The sequence below is a fragment of the Agrobacterium sp. 719_389 genome (assembly GCF_900188475.1).
GTDB lineage: Bacteria > Pseudomonadota > Alphaproteobacteria > Rhizobiales > Rhizobiaceae > Agrobacterium > Agrobacterium radiobacter.
Genome location: NZ_FYEM01000006.1, coordinates 295114 through 311121 on the forward strand (window position 1 = coordinate 295114; position 16008 = coordinate 311121).

Genomic DNA, 16008 nt, shown 5'->3' on the forward strand with positions numbered 1-16008 from the left:
GATCACCTATCTGCAAAGGTTGCGTGCAGGAAGGGAATATTTTATTCATCACCGTGCTGCCGTTGCGCAATTCGCGGGCAACGGCCAAGGTTCAGGTGAATTACAATGTCTTCGTCGGTTGTTGCAGGAACCGTTCCGTCCGGATCGGGGTCGTGGTTTTCGCATTTCAAGGCTACGCTTGCGCTGGGAATTCCGCTCATCGGCGCTCAGCTCGCGCAGCTTGGTATCCACACCACTGACATGGTCATCGTCGGCCAGCTTGGCGCCGAAAAGCTGGCGGCCATGGTGCTGGCCGGGCAGTTCTTCTTTGTCGTCTTCATTTTCGGCTCCGGCTTTTCCGTCGCCGTGGTGCCGATGGTGGCGCAGGCCTACGGGCAGGGTGATGCGACGGCGGCCCGCCGCTCGCTTCGCATGGGCATGTGGGTGGCGATTGCCTACTGGTTGCTTGCCCTGCCGATCTTCTTTAATGCCGAGCGCATTCTCGTTTCGCTCGGGCAGAACCCCAATGTTGCGGCGCTGACCGGGCATTATCTCGCCATCGCCAAGTTCGGTCTCCTTCCGGCGCTGTTGTTTTACGTGCTGCGCAGTCTCGTCAGTGCCATCGGGCGTGCGGGCATCATTCTTTATGTCACCATCATCATGCTCGTTATGAACGGCGTGCTGGCCTACATGCTGGTATTCGGCCATTACGGATTGCCGGCGATGGGCATGAATGGCGCGGCGGTCGTTGCCGTCATCGTGAATGCCTTCAGCTTCATCTTCATCGTCGCCTATGTGCAGACGCGCGAGGAAACGAAAAAATACGAGCTGTTCGTGCGCTTCTGGCGGCCGGACTGGCATGCGCTTTTTGAAGTGCTGCGTCTTGGCCTGCCGATCAGCATCACCATTCTTGCCGAAGTGACGCTGTTTGCCGCCGCCTCGATCCTGATGGGGCAAATCGGCACCGTGCAGCTTGCGGCACATGGCATCGCCTTGCAGCTTGCCTCCATCGCCTTCATGATTCCGCTCGGCTTATCGCAGGCGGCGACCGTTCGGGTGGGCATCGCCCGCGGTCAGGGCGATTTCAAGAACCTCATCCGCGCCGCCATCATGATTTACGCGATCGCCTGCGGTATCGCGATTTGCGGTGGCATCCTGTTTGCGGCCGTGCCGGAATTTCTGGCGAAGTGGTTCCTGGATGCGAAGTTACCTGAGGCGGCGGAAGTGCTTGCCTATGCCAGCAGCCTCGTGGTGATCGCCGGTATCTTCCAGCTGGTGGACGGCATTCAGGCCGTGACAGCGGGCCTGCTGCGCGGATTGAAGGATGCGCGCATTCCAGCGATGCTGGCGCTGATTTCCTATTGGCCGATCGGGCTGGCGCTTGCCTGGACCATGGCCTTTCCGCTCGGCTTTGGTGGACGCGGCGTCTGGTTCGGTTTCGTGATCGGCCTTTCGACGGCGGCTGTTCTGCTCACCATCCGCTTCGTCATTCTGGTGAAGCGTGAAATGCAAACGGCCCGCTGAAAAGCGGGCCGCATAATATTTCCTGATCTCCGGAGGTATCAGCGCTCGGCGAGCGCTGCCTCACCCTTCTTTTCGCGCAGCAGGTTGACGAAGCGGCGGAAGAGATAGTGGCTGTCCTGCGGGCCGGGCGATGCTTCCGGGTGGTGCTGGACGGAGAAGACCGGCTTGCCGACGATGCGCAGGCCGCAATTGGTGCCATCGAACAGCGATGTGTGGGTTTCCTCGACACCATCAGGCAGCGACTTGGCGTCGACCGCAAAACCGTGGTTCATCGAGACGATTTCCACCTTGCCTGTCGTGAAGTCCTTGACCGGATGGTTCGCGCCATGATGCCCCTGATGCATCTTTTCAGTCTTTGCGCCAACGGCGAGGCCGAGCATCTGGTGGCCGAGGCAGATGCCGAAGATCGGCAGCTCGCTCTTGATGAGGTTCTGGATAACAGGCACAGCGTATTCGCCCGTCGCGGCCGGGTCTCCTGGGCCGTTGGAGAGGAACACGCCATCCGGCTTCAGCGCCAGGATGTCTTCGGCCGAAGTCTGGGCAGGAACGACGGTGACCTTGCAATCCAGACCGGCAAACAGGCGCAGGATGTTGCGCTTGACGCCGAAATCGACGCAGACGACGTGATACTTGGCATCGGCTTCGCCGAGCGTACCGTAACCCTTGTTCCAGACCCATGGCGTTTCCGTCCAGGTGGAGGACTGGCCGGAGGTCGCTTCGATGGCGAGATCGAGACCAACGAGGCCGCTCCAGGCCTTGGCTTCGGCCTTCAGCGCTTCGATGTCGAAGACGCCGTTCGGGTCATGGGCGATGACTGCGTTCGGCGCACCGTTTTCGCGGATCCATGCGGTCAGCGCGCGGGTGTCGATGCCGCAAAGGCCGATGACGCCGCGGGCCTTCAGCCAGGCATCCAGATGCTTGACGGCGCGGAAGTTCGAGGGATCGGTGATGTCGGCCTTGAAGATGACGCCGACAGCGCCGCGGCGGGCGGCGGGTGTCAGGTCTTCGATGTCTTCCTCGTTGGTGCCGACATTGCCGATGTGCGGGAAGGTGAAGGTGACGATCTGGCCGAGATAGGAAGGGTCGGTGAGGATTTCCTCGTAACCCGTCAGCGCCGTGTTGAAGCAGACTTCGGCCTGAACCTTGCCGGTTGCGCCGATACCTGTTCCCTCGATCACTGTGCCATCGGCAAGAACAAGCATTGCGGTCGGTTTGCGGGTAGTCCAGGGCGCTGTCTCGGTCATCTCGTTCCGTTTCTGCCGCTTCGCACCCCGCCTCTTGAAAGGCAGGGGGTAAGGGGCCATTTTTGTCGCAGGCTTCGTGACATAAAGGGGCGCGCGATAAAGCTCGCGTTCCGACCCTTCGTTAAAATCTCGTGCAGGTGCCGGAAAATAACGAAAGCAACCCAAGCGGTCAACCGCAGGGCCGAGATTTACGCGGATTTAAGCTGTCGTAGATTCAAGGGCTTATGCAATTGATTTGCTTGGGCGTGTTTGCTCGTTTATGTCGTTGCGAAAAATAAGGCGGAAAGTTTCCGTATCAGGAAGCTGTGGAACGGGCTTTCCCAAGGAGAAGAAAAATGCTGCGCGACGTGTTCGCTAATACTTTGAAAGATGCGCTGAAGGCTCGTGACGCCCGACGTACATCGACCGTGCGTCTTATCCAGACGGCCATCAAGGATCGCGATATCGCCAATCGCGGCGTGGGCAAGGACCCCGTCAGCGATGAAGATATCATGCAGATCCTGACCAAGATGGTAAAGCAGCGGGAAGAATCCGCCACCATCTACGAAGGCGCCGGCCGTCCCGAGCTTGCCGCTCAGGAGCGCGAGGAAATCGTCATCATCAAGGAGTTCATGCCGGAAGAAATCCCGGCCGAAAAGGTGCGCGAACTCTGCCAGGCCGTCATCACCGAGACCGGCGCTTCCGGCCTGCGCGACATGGGCAAGTGCATGAATGCGCTGAAGGAGCGTTATCCGGGCCAGATCGACTTCGCGAAGGCCTCCGGTGTTGTGAAGGATTTGCTGAAGTAATTTTCGGTGCTCCGAAAAAGTAAAGGCAGGGCAGATGTGAACTGCCCTGCCTTTTTTCTGTCGACGAAACGCATTCCGGCGGATCAGAATGCTCTCAAGCGCAGGCTTTTTTCGGGGGACGTGCCTGCGGGCGTCGGCAGATTATACGGAGGTCAATTGCTGCCTTCGTTGATGTTTTTACATCGCCGCTGCGGCCGGCTCAAATTACAAAAACATAATTTTTGGTGATGCTGCGGTGCCATAAATTCGCCCGAAGCGGGCGCAATCGCGACTTGTTTTCTTCAACCCGCTCGAAGGCGCTGTTGGCCTCTCAGTCGGGACGCTTCAACCCTGCGGCTTCTTTTGCTCATGCACATGGTGGCGCTGGATCGCCTCCATGTGGGTTTGATAATCTTTGCTGGTGGGGAAAACCACTGTGGCCTTTGACCAGTCGATATCGTCGAAGCCCGCCCAGTCCGGATCGTCGCGCGTGGCGCGGTCGATGTCCTCGTCGGTCATGGCATCGACGCGCGCCCAATCGGCCTTGCTTTTCTCGCCGCGAGCCCACTTGGCGCGTATTTCTTCCAGGGAATATCTGACGATATGCTCTTCGCTCATTTTTCGTCTCCTGCGATGTCAATTCCGCCTGTGAATAGTGGGTATTGTTTATCTCTCCATTTTGTATTGCGGCTCTTATGCGCTTATATGAAAGACTGGCCTCGAACAGGTAACCCATGCGCTTTTCCAATTCTTTCCTTGATGAGATACGCGACCGCGTGCACATCTCCGATGTGATCGGCCGACGTGTGTCCTGGGACAAGAAGAAGACCAACACGTCGCGTGGGGATTATTGGGCCTGCTGCCCGTTCCATGGCGAGAAAAGCCCGAGCTTTCACTGCGAGGACCGTAAGGGCCGCTACCATTGCTTTGGCTGCGGTGTTTCGGGCGACCATTTCCGTTTTCTGACGGAGCTTGAGGGTCTGAGTTTTCCGGAGGCCGTGCAGCAGATCGCCGATATGGCCGGCATTTCCATGCCGCAGCCCGATCCGCAGGCGGAAAAGCGCGAGCGCGAGCGGACCTCGCTTCAGGACGTCATGGAAATGGCGACGCTGTTTTTTCAGGACCAGCTGCAGACGGCGCTTGGCGCGCGGGCGCGGGCTTACCTGCGCGATCGCGGGTTGACCGGGCGCACCATCGAGACCTTTCGGCTCGGTTATGCGCCGGATAGCCGTAATGCACTGAAAGAGCATCTGGCAAGCAAGGGCGTGTCGAAGGAACAGATGGAGGCCTGCGGGCTGGTGGTGCATGAAAACGTACCGGTCTCCTATGACCGGTTTCGCGATCGCATCATGTTCCCGATCCTGTCCTCGCGGGAAAAGGTGATCGCCTTTGGCGGTCGCGCGATGGCTTCGGATGCCGTGGCGAAATATCTGAACTCCAACGAGACTGAACTCTTTCACAAGGGCAATGTTCTCTACAATTTCGCCCGCGCCCGGCGTGCGTCGCAAGTGGCAGGCGGTTCTGTCATTGCCGTCGAAGGTTATATGGACGTTATCGCGCTTTATCAGGCGGGTGTCGAAAATGCCGTCGCGCCCCTCGGCACGGCGCTGACGGAAAGCCAGCTCGATCTCCTCTGGAAAATGTCGCCGCAGCCGATCCTCTGCTTTGATGGTGACGGTGCCGGCATTCGCGCCGCCAACCGTGCCGCCGATCTCGCTTTGCCGCATATCAAGCCGGATCGGTCGGTCAGCTTTGCGCTGCTGCCCGATGGCAAGGATCCGGACGATCTCGTGCGGCTGGAGGGGCGCGCGCCGCTTGACCGGGTATTGTCCGAGGCCAAGCCGCTTGCGGCGATGATCTGGAGCCGCGAGACGTCAGGCGTCACCTTCGATACGCCGGAAAAACGCGCCCAGCTCGAAAGCCGGCTGCGGCAGATTGTTGCCGTGATCGGCGACGAGGCCGTGCGGCGGTTTTACCAGCAGGATATGCGTGACAGGCTGAATGGCTTTTTCCAGCCACGTTTTCAGCAGGGCGGGACACAGAACGGCAATTTCCGCCGCAATGGTGCGCAGCCGACGGGACGTGGCTTCCAGCGCAATGCGCCAGGGCGTGGCGGGGCGATGGCAGCACCAACCAGCAGCATTTCCGATCGCCTGGCGCAATCGGGCCTTGTCAGGGGCTATCAAACCAAGCCTTCGCTCCGGGAAAGCGTTCTCGCCATCACCATCGTCAACCATCCCGAACTGCTGCTCGAGGAATATGACGAGATCGCCGCTATCGATTACGAGAATCGCGATCTGCAGCGCCTGTGGTCGACGGTGCTGACCTATGCGGCGGAAAGTGCCGCGGAGATTTCGCGAGCAGGGCTGATCGAGCGGCTGTCGCAGCACGAGTTCGAGGTGCTTTTGAAAGCCATGGACCAGCAGGTACGCAATGCCCGCCTGTGGACCGCAACTGAACAGGCGGCGATGGAGGATGCGCGTGAAGGTTACGTGCAGGCGCTTTCCCTCCACAAGCGGACAAAATCCCTGCTCTGGCAGAAACGCGAGCTGGAGCGGGAAATAGCCGAAGCGACGGATGATGAGCGCGGCACACTTCTGGTGCGGGCTCTGGCCGAGGTCCAGCTGGAAATCGGCCGCATGGAAAATCAGGAAGCGATCATCGATGGTTTCGGGGTCATGTCCGGCCGGGTGAAGGGGCCGGCTGTTGGCCATGGCTGAGGATGGTCGGCAGAATTGAAAGGTGTTTGGGGTTGCCTTTTGCGGCAAGCGTCCTAAATAGGGGGTAGTTTGGTGATAACCCGCAAAATGCGGCTCTTTTTAAGAATTTCCGTGTCTGTCTCGCCCGCAAAGGCTTGACGGGGCGGGAAATAGCGGGAATCACCATTTCAGGAAAAGTAAGGTGGAATGAGCCTTGGCGGATAGAAATTGCATGAGCAAGCATTTCCGGGTGCACTGTCTTTGCATTCTGCCTGAGGCTGCCGTGGTTAATCGGCAATTAAAGATCACTCCGTTAGGTGTCTGACAGTGATTCGCGGCAAACCGCTGGATGCTCAAGGGGCGGACGGCGATGCGGCGGAACAGGTGTTAGCGTCAGGGAAAGCGACGAGATAGATGGCAACCAAAGTCAAAGAAAACGAAGAAGCAGAAAACGAACGCGACGGTGCGACGGACGGCCCGCTTCTCGACCTTTCGGATGACGCGGTCAAGAAAATGATCAAGGCCGCCAAGAAGCGCGGCTATGTGACGATGGACGAGCTGAATTCCGTCCTGCCGTCCGAAGAGGTGACTTCCGAGCAGATCGAAGACACGATGGCGATGCTGTCCGACATGGGCATCAATGTCATCGAGGACGAGGATGCCGAAGAGGCAACCGCGAGCGACGACGACAGCGATTCCGACGGCGAAGAGTCCGAAGGTGGCGAACTCGCCCCCTCCGGCGGCACCGCGCTTGCGACCGCAAAGAAGAAAGAACCGACCGACCGTACCGATGACCCGGTGCGCATGTATCTGCGCGAAATGGGTTCCGTCGAGCTTCTGTCGCGCGAGGGCGAAATCGCCATCGCCAAGCGTATCGAGGCCGGCCGCGAAACGATGATTTCGGGCCTTTGCGAAAGCCCGCTGACGTTCCAGGCGCTGATCATCTGGCGCGACGAACTGAATGAGGGCACGACGCTTCTGCGCGAGATCATCGATCTCGAAACGACCTATTCCGGTCCGGAAGCCAAGGCGGCTCCCCAGTTCCAGAGCCCGGAAAAGATCGAGGCTGACCGCAAGGCCGCCGAAGAGAAGGAAAAGACCCGCAAGCTGCGTGCGCCGACCGGTGACGAAGATGTGACTGATGTGGGCGGCGATGGCCTTCCGCCGGAAGAGGAAGAAGAGGACGACGACGAGTCCAATCTTTCGCTTGCCGCGATGGAAGCCGAACTGCGTCCGCAGGTCATGGAAACGCTCGACACTATCGCTGACACCTATAAGAAGCTGCGCAAGCTTCAGGACCAGCAGGTTGAGGCGCGTCTTGCCTGCACCGGTACGCTGTCTTCCGGCCAGGAGCGTCGTTACAAGGAATTGAAGGATCAGCTGATCACGGCCGTCAAGTCGCTGTCGCTGAACCAGAACCGTATCGACAGCCTTGTCGAGCAACTCTACGACATTTCCAAGCGCCTAATGCAGAACGAAGGCCGTCTGCTGCGCCTTGCCGAATCCTACGGCGTCAAGCGCGACAGCTTCCTCGAGCAGTATCACGGTGCGGAACTCGATCCGAACTGGATGAAGTCGATCGCCAATCTGGCCGCCCGCGGCTGGAAGGAATTTGCCCGCGAGGAAAGCAACACGATCCGGGAAATCCGTCAGGAAATCCAGAACCTCTCCACGGAAACCGGCATTTCCATCGCCGAATTCCGCCGCATCGTTTCGATGGTGCAGAAGGGTGAGCGCGAAGCGCGTATCGCCAAGAAGGAGATGGTTGAGGCCAACCTGCGTCTCGTGATCTCGATTGCGAAGAAATACACTAACCGTGGTCTTCAGTTCCTCGATCTCATTCAGGAAGGCAATATCGGCCTGATGAAGGCGGTCGACAAATTCGAATATCGCCGCGGTTACAAGTTCTCGACCTATGCGACATGGTGGATCAGGCAGGCGATCACCCGCTCGATCGCCGACCAGGCGCGCACCATCCGTATTCCGGTGCACATGATCGAGACGATCAACAAGATCGTTCGTACCTCGCGTCAGATGCTGCACGAGATCGGCCGCGAGCCGACCCCGGAAGAACTGGCCGAGAAGCTCGCCATGCCGCTTGAGAAGGTGCGCAAGGTTTTGAAGATCGCCAAGGAGCCGATCTCGCTCGAAACCCCCGTGGGTGACGAAGAGGATTCGCATCTCGGCGACTTCATCGAGGACAAGAATGCGCTGCTGCCGATCGACGCCGCCATTCAGGCGAACCTGCGCGAGACGACGACCCGCGTATTGGCTTCGTTGACGCCGCGTGAAGAACGCGTTCTGCGCATGCGCTTCGGCATCGGCATGAACACCGACCATACGCTGGAAGAAGTCGGCCAGCAGTTCTCGGTTACCCGCGAACGTATCCGTCAGATCGAAGCGAAGGCGCTGCGCAAGCTGAAGCATCCGAGCCGCTCCAGAAAGCTCCGCAGCTTCCTCGACAGCTAAGCTTTTGCTTCCTTTAAAATTGAACCCGGTCAGTCACCTCTGGCCGGGTTTTTTGTTTCCCGCACTGGCGAACTCTGCGACAAGCCTTATGTGTGAAAACAGGCATTCCGCTTTTATTGGAAATGCTCCGGTTCGATTTGGTTCGATGAGATGCAACAGGTTTCGGCAGGCAGATGGCGTGGGAAAGGATGGGCTGTGCCCGTCTCCGTGCTGCTGCACCTTGCCGTTGTCGCGATTTTCCTTTTCGAACTGCCCGAGCGGATAGCCGAGCCGCAAGAGCCTGAAAGCATCAGCGTCGATCTGGTGCCGCCGCCCGAGGAGAAAAAGGTGGAAGAGGCTCCACCACCGGGTGAAGAGAAGGCGAAAGAGGAAAAGCCGCAACCTCCGCCACCACCGCCCGCGCCTCCGGCCGAAGAAGCGAAACCTTCGCCGCCGCTTCAGGCGACGTTGCCGGCTATCGCCATGCGACCGGAAGAGACGCAAGCGGACCCCGAAGACAAGCCGGGCAAGACCGAGGAAGCGGAAAGGAGCGAGCCCTCCGAGGAGCCTGCAAGCCAGCCTGAGAAAACGGCTGAGGAAAAGCCCGCGCCTCCTGCCGCCAACAGCGACCTTCAGGCTTCCGCCGAGCAGGGCGAGATTGCGGTTTCGCCGTTGAAGGAGGAGGCTCCGCCGGAGCAGCCGCCTGTGCCGCAGGCAAAACCGCTTGAGGAAAAGCCTGCTGAGGCGGAGGAAAAGAAGCCCGCGAAACTTCCGGCGGCCAAAAACCTTCTATCTTCGTCCATGCTGTCACCGGCCCAGAGACGCCAGATGTTCGGCGATCTGCCGCCGCGCCGCCGCATCGTTCAGCTTTGCAGCACCGAAGCTCTGGCGCAGATTCAAGGGGCGGGTTTTGTCGCCCGAGGCATGATCCCCTATTCGGACACGGGCGGCAGGATTTCCGGAAATTCGATCGATGCTTCCGGCGGCGCGTTCAACACGGGCAATGGCTGGCACGATGTGTCGTTCCAGTGCGAAGTCGATCTGGAAAACTACACCGTGACGGAATTCCGGTTTAAAATCGGCAATGAAGTCAGCCCGGAAGATGCGAAAAAGCGGGGCTTTACGAGATTCCAGTGAGGGCGGGTTTTCTCGATTTTTGAAGATCGGCGGTCGGTTTCACGACCTCCCTCTCGTCATCCTTTGGCTTGTTCCAAGGCTTTAAGCACGTCGAGACAATCAAGAGGTTGCGGTTCCTCGGGCAAGCCCGAGGATAACGCCGCGTTCCTATACCCGCTCCGTATCGCCCACCAGTAACCCAATGCCCGCCATCAGCGCATCCTCGTCATAGGGCTTCCTGATAACAGGCACAGTGCCAAATTCATCCGGCACCATGCTGCCATCCGCATAACCGGTGGCGAAAAGGAATGGAATGCCACGGCGGTGAAGTTCCCGGGCAATGGGGATTGAGGTATCGGAGCCAAGATTTATGTCGAGAATGGCCACGTCAGGCACGTAGCTCTTCAGTTTTTCAAGTGCCATTGCCGACGAGGTCGCCGTTTCGATGGTCTTGATGCCGTTATCCTCCAGCATGTTCTCGACATCCATCGCGATCAGCATCTGATCTTCAACGAGTAATACTTTCAACGGCTCCTCCCGGTTATAGCGTCTGGGCTGTGGTGCGGTTTCATCCTCGGTTTGCGCGCTGGATGCGACCGTCGCCGATGAGACGTGACGGGCGGGCAGGAAAATTTCCGCCTCCAGTCCATCAGGCAAATAACGCATCGTGCTGCGCCCGCCGAGATCGTAGGGGATGCTGCGGCTGATGAGCGCCGTGCCGAAACCGGCGCGCGACGGGGCAGGCAGTTTGGTGGGCAGGATTTCGCGCCACCCAATCTCGCAATCGCGGTTTTCGCTGATCTGCCAGCGCACATGCAATTGCCCGCCATTTTGCGAAAGCGCGCCATATTTGGCGGCATTCGTCGCCAGTTCATGCAGAACCAGCGCCATCACGGAGAAGGCGCGTGAATCGAGGGTGACCTGAGGACCCTCAAGTTTCACCGTCGTTTCCGGCGAACGATGGGGCGACAATTCGGCGTCCAGCAGATCGCGCAGCGAGCCGCCGCCTTCACCACGGATGATCTGGTCATGGGCAAAGGACAATGCCTGAATGCGGCCCTTCAGCGCGGTGACATATTCCTGCAGGGTCTTGCCCTCCTGCGAGGGATTGCCGACCAGCGATTTGATGATGGCGAGAACATTCTTGACGCGGTGGTTGAGTTCCTCGTTCAACATGCGCTGGCGCACTTCGGCGCGTTCCCTTTCGCCCGCCATCAGTTCGCTGTGATGGAATGCGACCTCGACCAGCGCAATTCTGGCGGCTTCGGCGATTTCACGATCGGCTTCCGACCAGGGTTGCGCCTGCAGACGCACCGTCTCTTTCCAGATAGCAAAGCTTTTCCGTGGAGTGAGACGATCCCCCATCGGCCCGGTTTCATAGGATTTTTCCGGATTGCCGGCCCAGTTCAGGTTCTGCACGATCTCCTTGCGGAAAAACAGGAGATAGTCGTTCTTCACCTGCGAGAGCGGTATGGCGAGCATTCCGGCCGCTGTGCCGGCGTAGATTTCCGCTTCCGGTATGGCCTGCGACAGGGCATGGGTCGCCCAGACCTTGCTTTCGGAAGCCGAGGCGACAAAACGAACCAGCCTTGGAATGGCGTCGTGCGGCGGCGTTGCGCCATGGCAATGCCAGTTGTTTCCCACCCACAGGCCAACGCCGTCACACGGCATCAGATCGGCAAAATCCTGGAAACTGTCGATCAGCAGTTCTTCAATATTGGCGTGATGCGCGGCAAGCCGCAGGAAACGGTCGAGCGCGGCATGGGCGTGGTTGACGGTATCGAGCCGGCGCTTCTGTTTCAGAACCTGCAGATGCATGGAGAAAAATTCCCCGAACATTTCTGCGGCGATCCGGACAGGCATGGTCAGCACGCGCGGGGAATAGTGATGGCAGGCGATGAGGCCCCACAGGGCCCCGTCGACAATCACCGAAATGGACATGGAGGCGCCGACGCCCATGTTGCGAAGATATTCGCAATGGATGGGCGAGACGCTGCGCAGATGCGCGAAGGACAGATCGAGCGGCTCGCCGGAGGCATCGAGAGCCGGCAGGACCGGTACGCGGTCGCCGCTGGCATCGGAGATGATCCGCAGCGTGTTCTTGAGATAAAGCGCACGGGCCTGCTGGGGGATGTCGCTGGCGGGGAAATATTGCCCGAGAAAGCTTTCCAGCTCCGGCTGCTTTGCCTCCGATACGACCTTGCCCGCGCCATCCTCCTCGAAACGATAGATCATCACCCGGTCGTAACCGAGCGTCGCCTTTACCAGCCGCGTCGTTCTGGAGATCAGGCTTTCGACGGTGTCCGCCTCGCGGATGCGGTCCACCATCTTGCGCGCCGTGCCGAGCGGCTGCGTTTCGCTGCCGGAGGGCTCGAATTCGATGATCGTGGTGGACTTGTAGCGATGGAGCGAAATATCGAAACTGCGGCCGTCGCTCATTTCCATGGCCGGCAGCATGGCGGGACGCGTTGTTCTGCCGGTGACGGTCAGCGCATTGCGAAGATCGTGCACGAGTTTTTTGCCGAGCACGTCCTCGGCGGTTTGGCCATTGATATCGCCGTCAATGCCCAGCAGCTCGCGGCAGTTTTCGGAATGCCGCAACACCATGCGCATGGCGTTATCGCAGGCGATGAGACAGCCATGCGGTTGAATATAGCCTGGGATATGGATGGGTTCGCGGTCGCAATTGGTCAGGTCGACTTGATAGTCACTGGATGCCATGAATCAGTCTTTCGCACCCTGTGTCTGTTTGTGGCGAAGATAATCTGGTTGTCGCGAGATGGGAAAGCCTGAATAGTCCATTCTGATAGTGCCAACCCTTCCCCGAATTTTGCAACTGTGACGCCGGTTTTCCGTTGTGCTTTTATGAGCCGCCGTCATGCGATTGTCGTATCCGCGATGTCATCGGATACAATTTGACATGTTGCAACGTTGGCAGCGTGGATTTTGTTCCAAATTATTTGAAGGAAAAATTGTGCCGCAGAAGAAAATGACCATCCCCACCCACGGACAGGGCCTTTACGAGTTCACATCCGAGGCCAGGGCATTCGTCAATCATGCCGGGGTGGAGGTAGGCCTGCTGACAATCTTCGTCAGGCATACATCCTGCTCGCTGCTCATTCAGGAAAATGCCGATCCCGATGTACGGCGTGATCTCACGGTATTTTTCGCACGGCTCGCGCCGCCTTCCGATGATCCTTCCATGCGATGGATCATCCACACGCTGGAAGGCCCCGACGATATGCCCGCCCATATCAAATCGGCGCTGACCACTGTTTCCATCGGTGTGCCGATCAGCGACGGCAGGCTTGTGCTCGGCACCTGGCAGGGCCTTTATCTTTTCGAACATCGCGACCAGCCGCATCGGCGGGAAATCGTGCTGCATATCTCGCCGTGATGTCTGGATCCGGATTGATGTATCGCGCGTTAACCTCTCTGAACGCCTGCTGAACATTCGGTTCTGCTGATATTCAGATGGGCGAGTCTAGGGTCTCGTCAATCGCCGGGGGATGTTCCCCTGTCGGCAAGGAAACAAACGGAGTGAAGTTCATGTTCAGCACCTTTGCAAAAGCCGGCCTGGCTACCCTCATCGCCCTCGGTGGAATTTCCTTTACGGCGCCAGCGGCGTCCGCAGGCTCGGATGTCCAGTTCAGAGTTCAGGTTCAGGACGGCTATGGTCATCGTCCCGGCTGGGGCCGTCCGGACCGCCCGCGCCGTGGCTGCTCCGTTTCGCTTGCGGAAGAAAAGGCAAGCCGCATGGGTCTTCGCCGCGCCCGCGTTGTTGATGTATCGCCACGCCGTGTCGTGGTGGCAGGCTTTGACCGTCGCGGCCGTGATCGCATCGTTTTCGCCAATGAGCGCGGTTGCCCGGTGATCCGGCGCTAACAGCGGCCAGTCTTATCGATCTGCTGATATCCCCGTCCGGCGGAACGATTAAAAAATGCCCCTCGCTTGTCCAAAAAGGCAGGCGAGGGGCATTTCGTTTTGCATCATGCCAATGGCTGAATTCAGGATGGGGGAAGAGCGGCACAGGAGTGCCGCTCGCCGCCGATCTTACTGCTCGAGAGCGAAGGTGACGTTGACCACCACATTGTAGCTGTTCTCACCCGAAGCGATCGGCACGCTGTCGGCTTCCTTCATCATCGAAGCACGCATCATGCCCGCCGGTACCGGCATCGGGCGCTGCGAGTTTTCGCTGATCTGAATGACACGGCCAAGCTTCACGCCCGCCGCTTCCGTCAGCGTCTTCGCCTTGGCCAGCGCATCGGCTACAGCCTGCTTGCGGGCCTCGGTCACCGTCGCTTCCGGCTTGTCATTGGTGAAGGTGATGTCGCCGCCCTGGTTGATGCCGAGCTTGACGGACGTATCGAGGATCGTGCCGAGCTTCTTCAGGTCGCGCACCCGCACGGTCAGGCCGTTGGATACCTGGTAACCGGTGATCTCGGGCGCGACATAGACGCCATCCTTGGGTTCGTAGTGCTTGTAGAGCGGCTGCACGGAAAAATTGCTGGTCTGCAGGTCACGATCTTCGATGGCGGCCTCTTTCAGCGCTTTCAGAACATCGGCGAGCGCCTTCGAGTTCTCCGTAAGAGCCGCAGCCGCGGTCTCCGCCTGCTTGACGACGCTGAAGGACAGGATCGCCATATCAGGGGCAATGGCCGCCTGGCCTTCACCGGAAACACTGATGGTGGCTTCGCGCGGGGAAGCCTCCTGCGCAGACACCTGAGCGGCAAGCGGCGTCATGGCTGCTGCGGTCATTGCGGTGAGTGCGAAAAGGCGGGCCGTTTTTGTCTTCATGGTGTTTCCTCGTTGATTGAGTCCCTTTGAAGGGTATTGCCTTAGATTGTGTAGCTAATACGGCGGCGCTGCTTTGGGAAAGCATCATTGGCTTGTCGGGTTCAAAAAATTACGTTAGAGCGTGACCCACCGGATTCGAACCATTGCGAAGCCGGTGTTTCGGACTGCTTTTTTCCGAAAGGGGCCTGTAGCTCAATGGTTAGAGCCGGCGGCTCATAACCGCTTGGTTGGGGGTTCGAGTCCCTCCGGGCCCACCAATCGACGCAAGCCATTGATTTAAAACGAGAATTTCCAAGGCATTTTTCCACGGTACGCGGCGGAATACTCCGCTACGTACACATTTCGAGCCAGACTGAGAGGCTTGAAGTGTATTTATGGAAACGCGAGAATGGATTTACGTATCAGCAAAGGATTCCCGCTAGCGTCGAATCTCAATTTGGAAAATCGCCAATCCGGGTGAACTTGGGGCCACTTCCTGCTGCTGCGGCACGGAAAAGAGCAATAATTTTGTCGGGTGCGGCCATGAGAATGATGGACGATCCGACCATGACCAGAGAAACCCTTTCTCATAGCCTCAAAGCTTTGAATGTCGAGCTTCAACAACTGCACCGACGCCATTTTCCGCTTGGTCTAAGAATCACAAGCCGCCTTCAACAGGCGGATGAATTCGAATCCGAAGGCGACCATGAGGCCGCCCAAATATACCGCCGTCAAGCGAAGGAACTGGCAGCACAAAAGGCTTCGCTGCAAGATTTCAAACAAAGACTTCAGACGATTTCGGACGCGCTTTCAAAAGATTCCGTGGCATGGGAGGCGGAGCGCGACACATTTCAGTCTGTCGTTCGCACCCTCGGTTCTTTGGGTGCACAGGTTCAATCGCCCCAAATTCAACCTCTCCAGCAGCCTCAACCTCAACCTATCCCGCATTCTCAACCGCAACCTCAGCCTCTCGAACATCGAGATGAAAGAACTGTAACTGCGTCCACCAAGCTTAGCGTAGCAGGTCGTATCATCCTCGATTCTCGAAAAAATGCGCTGGACAAAGGAAACAAGGATAAGGTGCGCTATGAGGAGCGGCTTGAAAACACGTTCGCGGCATTTCTGGACGTGGTCGGCGATCATCCTCTCAGCTACTATTTGCCTATCCATTTGCAAGACTTTGCTACGGTCATGGTGAATAGCCCCTAGATTTGTAGACACCTTCTTTCCTAATTTTGAGGCAAGAAGAGCATCATGAGCAAATCGAATTTCAGCGAAGAGTTTAAGCGTGACGCGGTGCGGCAGATCACGGAGCGGGGCTATCCGGTTGCTGAGGTTTCGCAGCGTCTCGGCGTCAGCCAGCATTCGCTGTATGAATGGAAGAAGAAGTTTGCTGGGTCGGACTCCAAGGGTAACGACGAGGCCGAGGAGATCAGGCGGCTGAAGAAGGAACTG

Annotated in this window: 13 protein-coding genes and 1 tRNA gene; 10 read left to right on the forward strand and 4 right to left on the reverse strand. The window is 58.4% G+C overall.

Annotation, left to right across the window (positions count from 1 at the left end):
- The first annotated feature begins 105 nt into the window (after positions 1 to 105).
- A complete protein-coding gene (locus CFB10_RS13730) occupies positions 106 to 1503 on the forward strand; it encodes an MATE family efflux transporter (RefSeq protein WP_020011311.1) in 1398 nt (465 codons plus the stop codon).
- A 38-nt stretch (positions 1504 to 1541) separates the two neighbouring features.
- Here CFB10_RS13730 and carA read toward each other — a convergent pair whose 3' ends face one another.
- Positions 1542 to 2747 (reverse strand): glutamine-hydrolyzing carbamoyl-phosphate synthase small subunit, encoded by a 1206-nt coding sequence (gene carA, locus CFB10_RS13735; protein ID WP_026363853.1) that lies wholly within the window; start codon positions 2745 to 2747, stop codon positions 1542 to 1544.
- 335 nt (positions 2748 to 3082) lie between these two features.
- Between carA and CFB10_RS13740 the strand changes: the two genes are divergently transcribed.
- Complete coding sequence (locus tag CFB10_RS13740; RefSeq protein WP_004430448.1) at positions 3083 to 3535, forward strand: GatB/YqeY domain-containing protein; 453 nt, start codon at positions 3083 to 3085, stop codon at positions 3533 to 3535.
- A gap of 324 nt (positions 3536 to 3859) precedes the next feature.
- Here CFB10_RS13740 and CFB10_RS13745 read toward each other — a convergent pair whose 3' ends face one another.
- Positions 3860 to 4132, reverse strand: a complete 273-nt coding sequence (locus CFB10_RS13745; protein WP_020011309.1) for a hypothetical protein — start codon at positions 4130 to 4132, stop codon at positions 3860 to 3862.
- A gap of 116 nt (positions 4133 to 4248) precedes the next feature.
- Between CFB10_RS13745 and dnaG the strand changes: the two genes are divergently transcribed.
- The 3 genes from dnaG (at position 4249) to CFB10_RS13760 (ending at position 9798) form a co-directional block, all read left to right on the forward strand.
- Entirely contained in the window at positions 4249 to 6234 is a 1986-nt protein-coding gene (gene dnaG, locus CFB10_RS13750; protein ID WP_020011308.1) for a DNA primase, read from the forward strand.
- Positions 6235 to 6627: 393 nt separating this feature from the next.
- Positions 6628 to 8682: an RNA polymerase sigma factor RpoD gene (rpoD, locus tag CFB10_RS13755; RefSeq protein ID WP_003494761.1), complete on the forward strand. Its 2055-nt coding sequence runs from the start codon at positions 6628 to 6630 to the stop codon at positions 8680 to 8682.
- Between the two features lie 195 nt (positions 8683 to 8877).
- The gene (locus CFB10_RS13760; RefSeq protein ID WP_020011307.1) at positions 8878 to 9798 is read left to right on the forward strand and encodes a DUF930 domain-containing protein; all 921 of its coding nucleotides are present in this window, start codon (positions 8878 to 8880) and stop codon (positions 9796 to 9798) included.
- Between the two features lie 147 nt (positions 9799 to 9945).
- On the opposite strand, the gene CFB10_RS13765 is transcribed toward CFB10_RS13760, so the two are convergent.
- Positions 9946 to 12498: an HWE histidine kinase domain-containing protein gene (locus tag CFB10_RS13765; protein WP_020011306.1), complete on the reverse strand. Its 2553-nt coding sequence runs from the start codon at positions 12496 to 12498 to the stop codon at positions 9946 to 9948.
- 253 nt (positions 12499 to 12751) lie between these two features.
- Between CFB10_RS13765 and CFB10_RS13770 the strand changes: the two genes are divergently transcribed.
- On the forward strand, positions 12752 to 13174 hold the full coding sequence (locus CFB10_RS13770; RefSeq protein ID WP_020011305.1) for a secondary thiamine-phosphate synthase enzyme YjbQ: 423 nt from the start codon (positions 12752 to 12754) through the stop codon (positions 13172 to 13174).
- A gap of 152 nt (positions 13175 to 13326) precedes the next feature.
- Positions 13327 to 13662, forward strand: coding sequence for a hypothetical protein (locus CFB10_RS13775; RefSeq protein ID WP_004430463.1), 336 nt, complete (start codon positions 13327 to 13329; stop codon positions 13660 to 13662).
- Between the two features lie 168 nt (positions 13663 to 13830).
- Here the strand turns inward: CFB10_RS13775 and CFB10_RS13780 are convergent, their stop codons facing one another.
- The gene (locus CFB10_RS13780) at positions 13831 to 14574 is read right to left on the reverse strand and encodes an SIMPL domain-containing protein (RefSeq protein ID WP_020011304.1); all 744 of its coding nucleotides are present in this window, start codon (positions 14572 to 14574) and stop codon (positions 13831 to 13833) included.
- A gap of 181 nt (positions 14575 to 14755) precedes the next feature.
- Here CFB10_RS13780 and CFB10_RS13785 point away from each other — a divergent pair.
- The 3 genes from CFB10_RS13785 to CFB10_RS13795 form a co-directional block, all read left to right on the forward strand.
- Positions 14756 to 14831, forward strand: a tRNA-Ile gene (locus CFB10_RS13785).
- A gap of 271 nt (positions 14832 to 15102) precedes the next feature.
- On the forward strand, positions 15103 to 15762 hold the full coding sequence (locus tag CFB10_RS13790; RefSeq protein ID WP_034501262.1) for a hypothetical protein: 660 nt from the start codon (positions 15103 to 15105) through the stop codon (positions 15760 to 15762).
- A 45-nt stretch (positions 15763 to 15807) separates the two neighbouring features.
- The coding region (locus tag CFB10_RS13795) for a transposase (RefSeq protein ID WP_244559870.1) at positions 15808 to 16008 on the forward strand (201 nt) is incomplete at its 3' end.